Source organism: Rhodopila globiformis (assembly GCF_002937115.1).
Lineage (GTDB): Bacteria > Pseudomonadota > Alphaproteobacteria > Acetobacterales > Acetobacteraceae > Rhodopila > Rhodopila globiformis.
Genome location: NZ_NHRY01000272.1, coordinates 82614 through 98274, shown reverse-complemented (window position 1 = coordinate 98274; position 15661 = coordinate 82614). Strand labels below are relative to the sequence as shown.

Annotated in this window: 13 protein-coding genes; 11 read left to right on the top strand and 2 right to left on the bottom strand. The window is 67.7% G+C overall.

Going from position 1 to position 15661, the window contains the following annotated elements; all coding sequences use genetic code 11:
* Positions 1 to 59: 59 nt before the first annotated feature.
* Positions 60 to 1352 (top strand): OmpP1/FadL family transporter, encoded by a 1293-nt coding sequence (locus CCS01_RS31200; RefSeq protein WP_104522979.1) that lies wholly within the window; start codon positions 60 to 62, stop codon positions 1350 to 1352.
* A 105-nt stretch (positions 1353 to 1457) separates the two neighbouring features.
* A complete protein-coding gene (locus CCS01_RS31195) occupies positions 1458 to 2900 on the top strand; it encodes an ATP-binding protein (RefSeq protein ID WP_104522977.1) in 1443 nt (480 codons plus the stop codon).
* 356 nt (positions 2901 to 3256) lie between these two features.
* On the opposite strand, the gene CCS01_RS31190 is transcribed toward CCS01_RS31195, so the two are convergent.
* On the bottom strand, positions 3257 to 4123 hold the full coding sequence (locus CCS01_RS31190) for a lipid-binding SYLF domain-containing protein (RefSeq protein WP_146102059.1): 867 nt from the start codon (positions 4121 to 4123) through the stop codon (positions 3257 to 3259).
* Positions 4083 to 5855: a glycoside hydrolase family 15 protein gene (locus tag CCS01_RS31185; RefSeq protein ID WP_104522973.1), complete on the bottom strand. Its 1773-nt coding sequence runs from the start codon at positions 5853 to 5855 to the stop codon at positions 4083 to 4085. Before CCS01_RS31185 ends, CCS01_RS31190 begins: the two co-directional genes overlap by 41 nt.
* A 199-nt stretch (positions 5856 to 6054) precedes the next feature.
* Here CCS01_RS31185 and CCS01_RS31180 point away from each other — a divergent pair, with 199 nt between their 5' ends.
* From CCS01_RS31180 to CCS01_RS31145, 9 genes are all read left to right on the top strand, one after another.
* Entirely contained in the window at positions 6055 to 6498 is a 444-nt protein-coding gene (locus CCS01_RS31180; RefSeq protein WP_204848483.1) for an MgtC/SapB family protein, read from the top strand.
* Positions 6499 to 6707: 209 nt separating this feature from the next.
* Complete coding sequence (locus CCS01_RS31175) at positions 6708 to 7775, top strand: AI-2E family transporter (RefSeq protein ID WP_158258711.1); 1068 nt, start codon at positions 6708 to 6710, stop codon at positions 7773 to 7775.
* Positions 7776 to 7902: 127 nt separating this feature from the next.
* Complete coding sequence (locus CCS01_RS34090; RefSeq protein WP_158258710.1) at positions 7903 to 8049, top strand: hypothetical protein; 147 nt, start codon at positions 7903 to 7905, stop codon at positions 8047 to 8049.
* Between the two features lie 1543 nt (positions 8050 to 9592).
* Entirely contained in the window at positions 9593 to 11599 is a 2007-nt protein-coding gene (locus CCS01_RS31170) for an AsmA family protein (RefSeq protein ID WP_158258709.1), read from the top strand.
* 63 nt (positions 11600 to 11662) lie between these two features.
* A complete protein-coding gene (locus CCS01_RS31165; protein WP_104522967.1) occupies positions 11663 to 11986 on the top strand; it encodes an NIPSNAP family protein in 324 nt (107 codons plus the stop codon).
* A 122-nt stretch (positions 11987 to 12108) separates the two neighbouring features.
* Complete coding sequence (locus CCS01_RS31160; protein ID WP_104522965.1) at positions 12109 to 13344, top strand: AAA family ATPase; 1236 nt, start codon at positions 12109 to 12111, stop codon at positions 13342 to 13344.
* A gap of 11 nt (positions 13345 to 13355) precedes the next feature.
* Entirely contained in the window at positions 13356 to 13979 is a 624-nt protein-coding gene (locus tag CCS01_RS31155) for a DUF4276 family protein (protein ID WP_338050019.1), read from the top strand.
* 220 nt (positions 13980 to 14199) lie between these two features.
* Positions 14200 to 14430: a hypothetical protein gene (locus CCS01_RS31150; protein WP_104522963.1), complete on the top strand. Its 231-nt coding sequence runs from the start codon at positions 14200 to 14202 to the stop codon at positions 14428 to 14430.
* Positions 14420 to 15475, top strand: a complete 1056-nt coding sequence (locus CCS01_RS31145) for a hypothetical protein (protein WP_193540184.1) — start codon at positions 14420 to 14422, stop codon at positions 15473 to 15475. Before CCS01_RS31150 ends, CCS01_RS31145 begins: the two co-directional genes overlap by 11 nt.
* Positions 15476 to 15661: the final 186 nt, after the last annotated feature.

The following is a 15661-nucleotide window of genomic DNA, read 5'->3' as shown; positions in this document are numbered from 1 at the left end:
AACGCGCGGACAACCCCGACAGAATCGAACCCATCCGCCAGGCGGGAGGATGAATCCACATGCGTACAGCAATTCAGCGCGGCGTCCTGGGCGCCGCCACCGCCGGCGCCATGACGGCGTTGCTCATCGCCGGGACCCAGCCGGCCCAGGCCGGCGGCTTCGCCCTGCGCGAAGGCAGCGCCGACTGGATGGCCAACGCCTTCGCCGGCGACACCGCGAAGGGCTATGATGCGTCCACCGTCTGGAGCAACCCGGCCGGGATGGTACGGCTCAACCAGAATGAAATCGACGGCTCGCTCAACGGCATCTTCCCCAGCATCAACTTCTCCGGCTCCGCTGTGGACAGATTCGGTGCGCCGGTCGCCGGCACCACCGGCGGCAACCTGATCCAGTCGGCGGCCACCGGCGGCGTCTATGCGGTCTGGAACCTCTCCCCCGACTTCAAGCTCGGCTTCGGCGCCGACGCGCCGTTCGGCCAGCGTGTCGCCAACCCGGGCAATTTCGTCGGCCGCTACCAGAGCCTGGTTTCCTCGATCACCGACGAGGCTTTCACGATCTCCGCCGCGTACAAGATCAACCAGCAGTGGTCCATCGGCGGCGGCCCGGTGATCGACGTCTTCAGTGCCCGGCTGACCCAGGCGGTGCAGCCGTTTCTACCAGGCCTCAACGCCCTCGGCGACCCGGTGGCGGACCTGCACGGCCAGGATGTCGGCGCCGGATTCAACCTCGGCGTGATGTACCAGGCGACGCCCGACCTGCGCTTCGGCCTGGACTACCGCAGCCGCATCCAGCACAACATCTCCGGCACTCAGTCGGTGTTCGTGCCGCCGGCGCTGGGCTTTCTGTCACCGTTGCTGGCGGCCCAGAACTCGCCGGCCAGCACCAAGATCACCTTGCCGGACAGCGCCTCCCTGGGCGCCTACTGGCAGGCGACGCCGCAACTGGCACTGCTGGCCGACATCGTCTGGACCAACTGGTCGCTGCTGAAGAACATCGTCATCGTGCCGACCAGTCCCCTCGCCAGTGGTTCGACCATCGCAGAGAACTGGCGCGACACCGTCGGCATCTTCACCGGCGCCAACTACCAGGCGACCAGGACGCTGATGCTGCAGGGCGGCGCCGGCTTCGACCAAAGCCCGGTGACCGACAACAACCGCACCTCGCGCATTCCGGACGCCAACCACTTCGTCATCGGCCTCGGCGCCCAGTACGAGGTGACGCCGGCCATTACCTTGCAGATGGCCTACGCCCACGTCTTCGTCCCGTCGGCGCCGATCCAGAGTGGTGGCATCACCGGCACCTACAGCGACGCCGCCAACACCGGCAGCCTTGGGGTGAAGATCCGCTTCTGACCACAACCGGCCAAATATGGACGCTGCATCGCAGCAATAGCGTCCGTATGCTTGCATACGCCCCAGCGCAACTGGTACAGCACCGCCTCCGGTCCGGAGTGGGCGATGCTGTCCGACCCTGACAGTCTGCTGATCGAGTCCGAACGGCTGCAGTCGGTGTTCCAGCAACTGCCGCTGACCGTCTCGGTCACGGTGATCAACGCCATCCTGACCGCCGCCGTCCTGGCGCCGGCGACCGCGTCCGGCGTGCTGATGGGCTGGGTGGCCGTGGTGCTCGTGCTTGCGGCGGTGCGCCTGTGGCTGCGGCGGGTCTTCTTCCGCCGCGCCCCCGCCGGCGCCGCGATCCGCCGCTGGAGCCGGGTCAGCGTGCTGGGCGCGCTGGCCACCGGCCTGCTGTGGGGCGTCGGGCTGGTGGCAATGTTCCCGGCCGCCGAGACCACGCAGCTGTTCGTCGCCTTCGTCATTGGCGGCATGTGCGCCGGCGCCACCACCGTCAACGCCGCGCATTTCCCCACCGCGGCGGCCTTCATCCTACCCGCCAGCCTGCCGCTGACCGTCGGCCTGCTGACCGAGCGCAGCCCCTCGCACTTCGTCTCGGCGCTGATGGTGGTGATCTTCGCCGTCTCGCTGTGCCTGACCTGCCTGCGCTCGCACCGCGCGTTCGGCCAGTGCCTGCGGCTGCACCAGGCGCTGAAGCGGCAGCGGCTGAAGCTGAGCCAGGCCAACCAGCAGCTGCGCGCCGAGATGGCGGAGCGCCGCACCATTGAGGCGACGCTGCACCAGGCGCAGAAGATGGAGGCCATCGGCCACCTGACCGGCGGCCTGGCGCATGATTTCAACAACCTGCTGCAGGTCATCGTCGGCAACCTGAACCTGATCCGGCGGCTGTCTGGCGACAACGGCAAGGTGGTGCGCTATGCCGAGGCCGCCGAGCAGGCGGCGCAGCGCGGGGCGGAGCTGACCGGCAGCCTGCTGGCCTACGCGCGGCGGCAGTCGCTGCGCACCGAGCGGGTGGACGTCAACCAGTTGCTGGCCGAGTTCGAGCCGCTGCTGCACCGCACCCTGGGCGCCACCGTCGGGTTCCGCATCCGGCGCGACACGCCGGTGCCGGCCTGCATGGCCGATCCGGCGCATTTCCAGTCGGCGATCCTGAACCTGGCGATCAATGCCCGCGACGCCATGCCGGACGGCGGCACGCTGACCATCACCACCGGCGCCGCCACCCTGGCGGCCGAGGACCTGATCGGCAATCCGGACGCCAGCCCCGGGTGGTTCGTCAGCGTCGCGGTCAGCGACACCGGCACCGGCATGACGCCGGAGGTGCTGGCGCAGGTGTTCGAGCCGTTCTTCACCACCAAGGAAGCCGGCAAGGGCAGCGGCCTGGGCCTGTCGCAGGTCTATGGCTTCGCCCGCCAGTCGGGCGGCCACCTGCGCCTGGCCAGCGTGCCGGGGGAAGGCACGACGGCGACGATCTTCCTGCCGGTTGTGGCGGCCCCGGATGCGCCGCCCGAGGCTGAAGCGGCCGGGGACGGCAGCGCCGTGGCTTGAGGGTAATCGTGTCCCTTGCCCCTCCGTCATGGCCGGGGGTGCCCCGATGGGTGCCAACTTGATGGAAGGGCGGCACGGCCGTTGCTACCACGTCATGGTAGAAGGCCCACCGTTCACGCCTTTAGTCGATATCGGCGCCGCCAAGCATGGATGGCGGCCTTTCGGCCGCCATGACGATGGGACACCCGATCAGCGCCTCTGCAGACACGCCCGGTCATGACGATGGAAAAGTAACCCTCCTCCGCGCGACTCTTGTCGCCGGCATCCACCTCTCGCCCACATTCCGTCCAGGCGAGGTGCTGGGACCGGTTGCCCCGGGACGCGTTACCCCGGACCATCGAACCGCCGCGGATTGGCTACGCCGGAAGCGCGGACTTCAGCGCGTCGGCCTGTGGATTGCGGACTTGGCCCGCCAGTATTTCCCTGGCGTTCACCGGCTTGCCGTAGAATGCCTTGTCTTCAGCCGTGTTCTGGGTGATGACGGCGCCATTGACGTCCGCCCCGGCAAAAACACCGCGCTGTTCGGACCAGGCCACGATATCGCTCTTTCCGGCAGACACCTGTCCCTGCGCCGAATAGTTGATGATCGTCAGGCCGGCACCGGCCCCCAGGGAAAACCTGTTCGCCCGGGTAAGGTCGTTGACGGCCTTGTCGGTCATCAGGATCAGGGCCGCCGGTCCGGCCTTGCCGCCGGCCTGCGCGCCCACGGACACCGAGCCGAGGCTCACGAACGCCGGGTCACTCCAGGTGCCATTGCTGTCACGCTTCAGCAGGACCCCCTGGCCGCCCTGGCCGCCGACCAGGAAGGCGCCCTTCACCAGGTTCGGCATGATGACGATGCCCTTGGCCTGCTTCAGCAGCCGGTCATAGCGGTGATCGGCCTCGATCTTCCGGACCACCGGGGTGGCGTCGTTGACCAGTTGCCGGGCCGATGACTGGCCGCTGGCATTGGTTGCCATCATGCCTGTCGCGTGGCCGGTGCCATTGGCCCCGTTATCGGTGCCGGACTGCGCAACAGCCGGCCCGGCGGACGCAAACGCACCGAACGCCAGCGCGGCCGTGGCAGCAAGCATCATCCTGTTCATGGTTGTCCTCCATGGTTGATGCATCCTGGAACGATCCGATGCAGGTTGCGTCACATGGACCCGACATGAGATTTTGTTTCCCTTTCGCCAACGCCGGTCAACCGCCGCCGCGTTGCAGCACCGGGCCGGACAGGCCAAGCCCGGTGGTGACCAGCGCCAGGTGGCTCAGCGCCTGGGGGAAATTCCCGGACAGGTGACGGCCGCGCAGGTTGTACTCCTCCGACAGCAGGCCGACGTCGTTGCGCACCGCCAGCAGCCGCTCGAACGCCTCCCGCGCGGCGGCGTCGCGTCCCTGCAGGCTGCGGCAGTCGGCCAGCCAGCAGGAGCAGGCGAGGAACGCGCCCTCCGGCTCGCCGCCCGAGGGGCTTTTGCGCCAGACCAGGCCGTCGTGCATCAGCTCGCGCTCGATGGCCGCGATGGTGCCCGCCATCCTGGGGTCGTCCACCGGCAGGAATCCCACCAGCGGCATCAGCAGCAGGCTGCCGTCCAGCGTCTGGCCGCCGTAATGCTGCACGAAGGTGCCAAGGCCGGCATGATAGCCTTCGGCGCAGACCTCCTGGTGGATGCGGTTGCGCAGGGCCTCCAGCCGGCGCAGCACATCCGGTTCGGCTGCGTCGTGCAGCGCCTTGTTGCGGATGAAACGGTCAACCCCCGCCCAGGCCATGACCTTCGAGTAGGTGTACTGCCGCGCCTCGCCGCGTGATTCCCACACGCCCTGTCCCGGTTCCTGCCAGATCGCCTCGATCCGCTCGGCGATGGCGCGGGCGACGTGCTGCAGTTGCGTCGACGGCGCCAGCCCGGCCCGGGCGGACAGGTCCATGGTGTCGATCACCTCGCCCAGCACGTCGATCTGCCGCTGCGCCGCCGCGGCGTTGCCGATGCGCACCGGCCGCGCCCAGCGGTAGCCGGGCAGCCAGTCCAGGTTCGATTCGTACATGTGGCGTGAGCCGTCCACGCGGTACATGATCCGCAGCTCGGACGGCGTGCCCGCCAGCGCCCGCAGGATCCAGTCGCGCCATTGCCGCGCTTCCTGGTGGTAGCCGGCGTTCAGCAGGGCGCTGATGGTGAACGTGGCGTCGCGCAGCCAGCAGAAGCGGTAGTCCCAGTTGCTGGTGCCGCCGGGCTTTTCCGGCAGCGAGGTGGTCGGCGCGGCGACCAGGCCGCCGCTGGGCGCGTAGATCAGCGCCCGCAGCGTCAGCAGCGAGCGCCGCACCGCGTCCGGCCAGTGCGTCGGCTTGTCGAACCGGGCGATCCAGTCGCGCCAGTCGCTTTGCGTGTCGCGCAAGGCGGCGTCCGCGTCGATGGCGCCCGGCGCCTCGGCGCAGGAATCGCCATACTGCAAAGCGAAGGCAACGTGTTCGCCTTCCGATACGACGAAGCCGGCGGCGGCCCCGCCGGTGCGCAATTCCACCGGCACCGTGCCGCGGAACACGGCGAGGTCGGGGCCGATGCGCGCGACGAAGCCGCCGTCGCACGGCTCGATCCAGGGCGGCACCCGGCCGTAGTCGAAGCGCAGGTCGACATCCAGTTGCATCGCGGTTTGTCCGCGCAGGCCGACGACCAGCCGCACCAGGGCGGACGGGCCGGTGTGCGGCGGCGGCATGAAGTCGATGACGCGGACCGCCGCGGTGGCGGTCTCGAAATCCGTCTCCAGGACCAGCGTGTCGGGCTGGTAGCGCCTTGTGACGCGCCCGGGCTGGGTCGGCGCGAGCCGCCAGCGGCCGTTGCTTTCGTTGCCCAGCAGCGCGGCGAAGCAGGCGTTGCTGTCGAACCGCGGCCAGCACAGCCAGTCGATCGAGCCGTTGCGGCAGACCAGCGCCGCGGTCCGCCGATCGGCGATCAGCGCGTAGTCCTCGAGCAGCGCGGTCATCGGACCGGCTCCGGCAAGACGATGATGGGCATGGTTCCGATGGGTATGGCGCCGGTCATCCAGCCTCCTGGCAGCAACAATATCGCGACAGATGAACCGGATGGCGGCCTGTCCGTTCATCGGCTGTACATCGAATTGATCGGGGCGCACCGCGGTCGCGGGGTCAGCCCGCGGCGGGCCTGCCGGTTTTGGAACGAACGTGCTGGATGGTTCCCATATCCTTCCCCACCTTGCCGCGCTGGCGGCGGCCTACGGGATGGCGCTGCCGATTGGCTGGGACCGTGAACGCTCGGAGCGCAGCGCCGGCCTGCGCACGTTCCCGCTGGTCGCAATTGCGGCGTGCGGGTTCGTGCAGGCAACCGAGCAATTGGTGCATTCCTCGCCCGCCGAGCAGACCCGCGTGGTGGCCGGCGTGATCACCGGCATGGGCTTCATCGGCGGCGGCGCGATCCTGAAGCAGGGCGACTCCGTGCATGGGACGGCGACCGCGGCCAGCCTGTGGGCAACGGGCGCCATCGGCGTGGCCGTCGGGCTTGGCAGCTATGACGTCGCGCTGGTGATCGCGCTGTTCACCGCCGCCACGCTGCGGCTGCTGGCGCCCTTCAAGCCGTCGAACAAGAACGAGCCGGTGGCCGACGACTGAGGCCCCGCGGCGCCTGCCATGACGCGGCGCGGCGACGGTCGGCTGCGGTGGCGATGCGGCGCGACGTTCCCGCCGCGAACACGCCGGACACATCGGCCCATGATCGTCCGCGGCAGGCACGATCACAAAACCGGCGGACCGGGCGGAACCATTTTCACCGGCGGCGCTTGATGGAACGGTTATCCACGATCCTGGCACGCAGCTTCCCCATGAACCCTGATGCCCCATCGAAACCAGGCGGCAGCGACCGCCCGCAATGGCGAGGCGACGGCGTCATGGCGATGCGCGGCACGGCCTGGCGGGTGATCCTGGCCGGCGCCGCCGCCGTGCTGATCTGGCAATTGTCCGACGTCCTGCTGCTGCTGTTCCTCGCCTGCCTGATCGCCACCGCCATCCGCGGCGCGGCCGATCGGCTGGCGGCATGGCTGCATGCGCCGCCGGGGCTGATGCTGGGCATCGTCATCGTGCTGCTGACACTTGCCAGCCTGGCCACTGCCTACTGGGTCGGCCCGGCGGTGGTTGGACAACTCGGCGATCTCGTCACGCGGCTGTCCGGCACGCTGCAGGCGTTGCATGAGCATTACAGCCACACGGCGGCCGGGCGGGCGGTGACCGGCCATCTTCCCAGCGTGCCGGGCATCGCGCGGAAGCTGTTCGGCAATCTCTTCACCTTCGCCAGCCTGACGCTGGGCGTGCTGGGAAGCATTTTCGTGGTCGTCGTCGTCAGCCTGTACCTGGCGATCGCGCCGGCGCTGTATGTGAACGGCGTGGTGCGGCTGGTGCCGTTCCGGCACCGCGCGCTGGCGCGCTCGGTCATGGACGAGCTTGGCCATGACCTGCGGTTCTGGCTGCTCGGGCAATTGGTCGACATGCTGGCGGTCGGCATCCTGTCCGCCATCGGGCTGTATTTCCTGGGCGTGCCGGCGCCGTTCGCGCTGGCGGTGCTGGCCGGCCTGCTGACCATCGTGCCGTATTTCGGTGCGCTCGCCGCCGCGGTGCCGGCGGTGCTCGTCGCGCTGGCGAACGGGTGGATGGCGGTGGTCTGGGTGATCGTCATCTTCACAGGCTGCCACGTCATCGAAGGCTATGTGATAGCGCCCCTGGTGCAGCGGCACATGGTGCACCTGCCGCCGGCGCTGACGATCATCGCGATGACGGTCGCGGCCGCGCTGTTTGGCGTGCTCGGCATCGTTCTCGGCACGCCGCTTGCGGTTGCCGCGATGGTGATCGTCCGGCGTGTCTACCTGGAGCATGTCCTGGGCGACCGGGTCGCCTGATCCGGTCGGGATGGACAGGCGACGCAGGGGCGCGGTCGTGGCGCACGGAAACAGGATGCCGAGGGCAGGGGGCAGGCTGGTGCCAGGATCCAGGCAGCGAGCCTCGTCATGCCGCAGGGGTCACGGCTTGCACCAGCGGACCGCGCCGCTGGCGGGGCCGATCGGCGATGTCGTGCTGGCGGATAATCCGCCAATGGGGCCGCCTGTGCGGCAGGGGCGGCACGACCGCCGTGGGCGGGTCGAAGGCGGCGGCGGAGCCTGGCTCGCCGGCTGATTTTCAACACGGAGGACGACGGAGGACCGCCAAAGGCCACGAAGGGGTGTGAACGGGTCGGAGCCTGACAATCGATCGACTCCTGGCCGGAGTCCAAGTTGCTGCAGCGTAGCGCGGGACGGTTGGGACTCCGCTTGCGGGAATACAGCGGTGGCATCGCTCTTTTCAGGCTGTGGCCGGAGCGCCTGTCCGGACCACATGACGGTGCGGCCAGTAGGACTGCTTCGAAAATATGGTTCCGCAGGGTCATCACCTCACCGTCATGGCCCGGGCGCGCGCTACGCAATGCACACATCTTGGAAACGGTCCGCCGCTGCGTTTCCCTTTCGTCATGGCCCGGCTCGTCCGGGCCACCTGTCGCGGCACACGTGCTGGAATAGGTGGCCCGGACGAGCCGGGCCATGACGATCGGGGAACGCTCTCGGCCGTGAGGCAAGCACTTGATTTTGCGGTCATTTCCGACTCGTTTCCGGGATGTGTGCATCCCGTAGGGGCGCGCGCGGCCACCTGTCATGCCTTTGGTTGCGGCAGCGACAGCAGACCGCAGGTCAGTTGGGGACGGGACGACGGCGTTCCTTCATCGTCATGACGGGCCCGCGGCCCGCCATGACGATGGGGGCAGAGCACCCCACCCGAAGTCGTGTCCCAACCGACCTGCGGTCTGCTGTAGCAGGTTGGCGGCCATGAACTTGGCGTCTTGGCATTTTATCGACGCTCTCCACCGCACGGACCACCGATGTAGCGCGCCCATCCCGGCCGGTACGGCAGCATGGTTCCTGTTCAACGCCCGGACGCCAAGACGCCAAGATACCGGGGTACAAGGCGCCGTCCAGGCGGGCGGATGATTGTACTAGGGCCCCGCTCGCCGCAGGTGGCGCATCGTTTCCGAGATCTGTGCATGCGGTCGGGACACGCCCGGCCATGACGGAAGGGCAACGGCGGCTGCCATTTTCATCCATCGTGGTGGCCGCACGCGGCCAGGGGGACTGCGGTGAAATCCGCGGATTTTCCGCCAGCACGACATCGCCGGTTGGCCCCGACGCCGTAGCCCGTTGCCGCATGGGTGCAAACCCTGCCCGCCCGGGCGACGGCACCCGTGCCTCCACGGGCTGTCGCTGCCGATCCGGCTCGGTCTCTCAACCGGCTTGCGGTTTGCTGTAACCTCCTGTGACATATGCCGTTAGTCCTTCGAATCGAGCAGTAAGCCGAGTGATTTTCAGGCCCTTCGAGGACGAAGCAGCGCAGCCCCTCTCCATCATGCGGCCTGTACGCTTCCGGGCAGGCCTGTGCCGATGCTGCCATGCGTCTGCCCGATTGCGGGCCGCTGGTATAACGGATCGCTCGACGCGGTTTCCGGTTACAGGCCGGCATGCACACGGGCGCACTTTGGCCGGAGGGCGGCACGGACGGCGCGCCGAACGCCTCAGTCCAGCAGGAATCCGGCCACTTCAAGCCTGGCGGGGTCCGGCCGGTCGCGAACATGATCGCGCAGTTAATATGGCCGGACAGGGAACCTCCGGTCGGAGATTGCCGTTTCGGCGGCATGGCAAATCCCCGGACTCTACGGCGTCTCGCCTGGTTTGGCGTCCCGATCGTTCTGCTGGGAATCCTGGTGGCGGTCTGGAACTGGGACTGGTTCATTCCCATCGTGCAATCCCGCGCCTCGGCTGCCATCGGGCGGCCGGTGACGATCGGCCATCTGCATGTGCGCTTTGATCCGTTCATCCAGGTCGTCGCCGATGACATCGTGGTGGCGAACCCGCCGGACTGGCCCGACAAGGGCGATCCGCCGCTGGCGTCGATCAAGAGCCTGACGATCCAGGCGGATGTGTTCCGCTACCTGCATGGCGGCGGCCTGGTGGTGCCGCTGGTCGCCATCGACACCCCGAAGCTCTTTGTCGCGGAAACCAAGGACGGCGAGGCGAATTTCCGCCTGGCGACCAGTTCGGGTGGCAGCAAGAGCAGTAGCAACGTGAAAATCGGCAACCTGCGCATCAGCGACGGCACTGTGCATGCCGTGGTGCCCAAGCTGAAATCCAACTTCACCGTGCAGGTCGATACCCGGGGCGAAGGCCGTGACGCGAAGCTCGTCGCCGAGGCCAAGGGCACCTATGCGAACCAGCCGATCACCGGGACGATGGTCGGCGGCGCGCTGCTGTCGCTGCGGGACAAGTCGAATCCCTGGCCGATCGACCTGAAGATGGCAAACGGCCCGACCCATGTGGAGGTGAAGGGCACGGTGGAGGAACCGGTGGCGTTCAAGGGCGCCGACGTCCGGGTGCGGTTTTATGGCCCGGACATGGGGCTGCTGGAGCCTTTGGCAGGAATCCCGATCCCGGCGACTCCGCCGTACGACATGACCGGCAAGGTTGACCTGGAAGGCTGGGATACCATTCGCCTGAATGATTTCCGGGGGCGCGTGGGCAACTCCGACATGCATGGCACGATCGTGATGAAGCCCGGCGCCAAGGAGGAAAACGGCAAGTACAAGCCCGAGGTGACGATGGACCTGCGGTCCAACCGCGTGGACCTGACGGATTTCGCCGGCTTCCTGGGCGCGACGCCGCATGACACGGCGCATGCCACGCCGGAACAGAGGCGGGAGATCGCGAAAGCCAACGCCAGCCCCAGGCTGCTGCCGGACAAGCGGATCAGCGTGCCGCGCCTGAAGTGGGCCGACATCCATGTGAAGTTCCACGGCGACCACATCGTCGGACGCAGCATGCCGCTGGACGACGTGACGGTGGTGGCGGACGTGGTGAACGGCGCGATCAACGTGCATCCGGCCAGCTTCGGCGTCGGCAAGGGGCGGCTGATCACCGACCTGGACCTGGTGCCGGTGTCCGATAGGAACGTGCACGCCCGTGCCGATATCCGGATGCAGAACCTGAGCGTCTCGCGGCTGATGCAGGCGACGCACACGTTCCAGGGCGCCGGGACGATCAGCGGCGTCGGCGCGATCGATGGCACTGGGGACTCGGTGGCGTCGCTGCTGGGCAACGGCAACGGCGAGATGAAGATGGCGATGGCCGGCGGCGACCTGTCGGCGCTGCTGGTGGACCTGACAGGGCTGGAGTTCGGCAAGGCACTGCTGTCGGCGCTGGGGATGCCGCAGAAGACGGCGGTGCAGTGCTTCGTCAGCGATCTGTTGCTGAAGCGGGGGATCCTGGATTTCAGGGTGATGACGCTGGATACCGGCGAGGCGATCACCAACGTCGGCGGCGACGTCAATCTGCGCGACGAGGCGATCGACCTGTCGTTCAAGACCGATTCCAAGCATTTCAGCATCGGCTCGCTGCCGACGCGCATCCACATCGGCGGCACGTTCAAGGACCCGTCGATCCGGCCGGGCGCCGAAGTCGCCGCGCGGGCCGGGGCGGCGGCCGGGCTGGCGGTGCTGTTCGCGCCGCTGGCGATCCTGCCGACGATCCAGTTCGGCACGTCCGCGGCCCAGGATGCGCGCTGCGGCGAATTGCTGCACCAGGCGCGGGAGTCGGCGGGCGGCAAGGCGCTGCCAAAGCCCAGGCCGAGCGCCACGTCCGAGCGCTGAGTTGCGCCGGGACGGCTGGCGTGGCTTCCTGGCGGTGGACAACAACCGATCAGGAGGGAACCGATGGCATTCTACGAACTGCGCCAGTACAAGGTGCTGCCGGGCAAGATGGACGAGTGGGTGACGGTGATGGAACAGGAGATCATTCCGTTCCAGGTGTCGAAAGGCATGGTGATCACCGGCAGTTTCCGCGGCGAGACGGATTCGTCGGTCTATGTCTGGCTGCGCCGCTTCGAAAGCGAGGCGGAGCGGGAGGCACTCTACAAGGCGGTGTATGAATCGGACTACTGGAAGAAGGAAATGGCGCCGCGGATTCCGGAGTATCTGGACCGCTCGGCGATCGTGGTGACGCGGATCGTGCCGACGCAGAAGTCGACGGTGCAGTAGTTCGGAAGTGGTGGCGCGGGACGCAGTAGGGCGGCTGCCTGGCTGACCGCCTGAAAGGGACTATTGGGAATCTGGATCAACTTGGGCTATACGTCCCGCGCCACCAATGCCAAACACTTTTCATGAACCTGACCCCGAAGATGGATCCTGAGGGCGCCATCGTGCGGCCTGACCGGATTACGTATCTGAGAGTTGAGAACTACCGGGCTCTTCGCAGTGTCGAGTTCAGGAATCTCACGCCGTTGACTGTCTTGCTCGGACCGAACGGCAGCGGAAAGTCCACAGTCTTCGATGTCTTTGCCTTCCTCTCGGAGTGCTTCGAATCCGGCCTGCGGCGCGCATGGGACCGGCGCGGGCGCGCCAGGGAGCTAAAATCCCGCGGATCCGACGGGCCGCTGGTTATCGAGATCAAGTACAAGGAACCTGAATACCCGACCATAACCTATCATCTGGCGGTCGATGAGCGAAACGGTTCGCCGGTCGTCGTGGAGGAATGGTTGCAATGGAGGCGGGCCAGTCACGGCAGGCCGTTTCGGTTCCTTGAGTACCACGAAGGCAAGGGGCGGGCCGCGAGCGGTGAGCGGCCGGATATCGAGGACACACGGCACAACATTCCGCTGAAGTCACCGGATCTGATCGCGGTGAATGCACTCGGCCAGTTTGCCGAACATCCACGTGTCGCTGCCCTGCGCGATTTCATCACCGGGTGGTATGTCTCGTATCTCTCCGTCGACAACACCCGAGCTCAGCCGGAAGCCGGTCCACAGTATCGGCTTTCGCGCACCGGCGACAATCTTGCGAACGTCATCGAGTATCTGAAGGAACAACATCCAGACCGTCTTGATCGCATCTTCGCGGCGCTTCGCTCACGCGTTCCGCGCATCGAGAAGGTCCTGGCCGAGCCGATGCCGGATGGCCGGCTGCTGCTGACGATCAAGGATGTACCGTTTCAAAATCCTATCCTGGCCCGGTTTGCCTCCGACGGCACATTGAAAATGCTTGCCTATCTGGTCCTGCTGTACGATCCGGCACCACCGCCCTTCATTGGCATCGAGGAGCCGGAAAATTTCTTGCACCCCAGGCTGCTCTACGGCCTGGCGGAAGAATGCCGGGGCGCGGCGGCACGGGGGCAGTTGCTGGTAACGACACACTCGCCATTTTTTCTCAATGCGCTGAGGCCGGAGGAAGTCCGGGTTCTGTATCGCGATACGGATGGCTATGCCAAAGTGGCGCTTGTCTCGGAAGCCCAGGGCATCAACGACTTCATCAAGGAAGGTGCCCTGCTGGGCGATCTCTGGATCGAAGGACATTTCGGCGTTGGCGATCCCTTGGTCAAAGAGGGAGCGCCGAGCCGATAGCGCCTGGATCGATGATGCCTGCGACACATCTGGAACTCCTCGTGGAGGAGCCGTCGATGGAAGCATTTCTTGGGGAAATGCTGCCGAAAATGCTTCAGGGCCGCGCAACGTTCGCCATTCGCGCCTTCCAGGGCAAGCACGACCTTCTCCGCAAGCTGGAGCAGCGCCTGCGCGGTTACGCACACTGGCTGCCGGAGTCCAGCCGCATCATTGTTCTGCTCGACCGCGATGACGACGACTGCCATCGGCTGAAGCAAGCCATGGAACAGGCGGCAAGCCTGTCCGGACTCAGCACCCGCAGCATGGCCGGCCGGTCCGGGTGGCGGGTGGCCAATCGCATCGCCGTCGAGGAACTGGAGGCATGGTTCTTCGGCGACTGGGCTGCTGTTCACGCGGCCTATCCGCGCGTATCGGCGACCGTTCCTGCCCAGGCCGCCTATCGAAACCCCGATGCCATCAAGGGAGGAACCTGGGAAGCCTTCGAACGGGTGCTCAAGGCAGCGGGATACTTCAATCTCGGCCTGAGGAAGGTGGAGGCCGCCCGTGCCATCGGCGGGGCAATGCGCCCGGATGCAAATACCTCCCGAAGCTTTGCGGCGTTTCGGGCTGCTGTCCTGGAAGCGGTCGGTTCCTGATCACCGCTGCCCTGTTCGTCTGCGGCATGGCGATGATCGTGCAGAGCCTGGAACTTCCGGGCATCGGCATGATCGCGCCGGCGGTCTTCCACAATCTGCCGCACGCGCTGCAGCCGCTGCTGGCCGCCGTGGCCCCTGGTCGGTGCCGCCCGGCTCCCACCGCCGCGCTTGATCACCGCCCCGCCTCGCGCGTAATACCGCCGGAAACCCGGGGACTACCGTGCAATCACCCAAAACACTCAGCGAAGGCCAGCGCGCCTACGAGGAACGGCGCGCCGCCAAGGCCGGCATGAGCCTGGACAAGTGGCTCGCCAGCAAGCAGCGCCAGCAGGAAGCCGAGGCCAAGGCGAAGCAGAAGGCCGCCGATGCCGCCAGGCCGGCGAAACCGGCCAAGCCGCCCGGCTTCTGGGGCCGCCTGCTGGAGCGTGCGCAACGCCCGCTTGGCAGCTGACCTCGCCGCCCACGCGGACTGGAGCGTCGATCCGCGCAAGCGCTGGGTCACGGTCGCCCGCCGCCGCGGCGCCGGCTGGCTGCTGACGGCTCCGCGCCCAGTCGGCGACGTCGCCACCTTCCTGTCCCGCCTGACGCAGCAGGCCGACGGCGGCACCGCCGCCCTGGGCGTCGATCTGCCCGTCGGCCTGCCACGCGCCTACGCCGCAAGCCGGACCGAGGCGGACTTCCCGGCCTTCCTGCGCGGTATCCGGGCGATGCCGGACTTTTTCTCGGTCTGCCCCACCCTGGACGACATCAGGCCCGGCCGGCCGTTCTACCCCGCCCACGGCATCGCCGGGATGACGCGGCTGTCGCACGCCCGGGCGCTCGGCCTGCCGGACGCGGCGGCGCTGTGCCGGGCCTGCGACCGCGCGACCGCCGAGCGGCCGGCCGGCGCGCCGCTGTTCTGGACGCTGGGCGCCAACCAGTCCGGCAAGGCCGCCATCGCCGCCTGGCAGTCGCTGCTGCTGCCGGCGCTGGAGGCCGGCGCGCCGCTGCGCCTCTGGCCGTTCGAGGGGCCGTTCCACGCGTTGCTCACCCCCGGCGCCGTCGCCCTGGCCGAGACCTACCCGGCCGAGGCGCTGCGCCACCTCAACCTGCGGCTGCGCGGCAGCAAGCGGCGGCAGGCGGATCGCCGCGCCATCGCGGACGATCTGCTGGCGGCGATCGAGGGGCAGGCGGCGGCGCCGGACGACGAACTGCGCCGCGCCATCCGCGACGGCTTCGGCGCCGACGCCGCCGGCGAGGACCGGTTCGACAGCCTGCTGGGCGTGCTGTGCTTGCTGAACGTGCTGGCGGGCAACCGGCCGGACACTGCGCCCGACGATCCCTGGATCCGGCGGTGGGAGGGGTGGGTACTGGGGCAGACGGCCCTGCCGGTGCAGCAGGCCGGCGAGCAACCCGTTTCCTCCTCGTCAGGGAATTACCGCGTCATTGAGCGTGGGCCACCATCCTCTCCCCGTCATGGTCCGCGAAGGCGGACCATCCACGCCTTGCGGTGCTGATCGCGGCAAAGGCGTGGATGGCGGGCCTGCGCCCGCCATGACGGGGTGAGCCGCGGCCACGGCGGGTCGTTTCCGAGATGTGTGCATCCGGTAGGGACACGCCCGGCCACGACGGAGAGAGAACGGCCGCGGCGCCAAATCTTTCTCCGGCCACCACCCTATCCTGATACGCATGGGGACACGCCC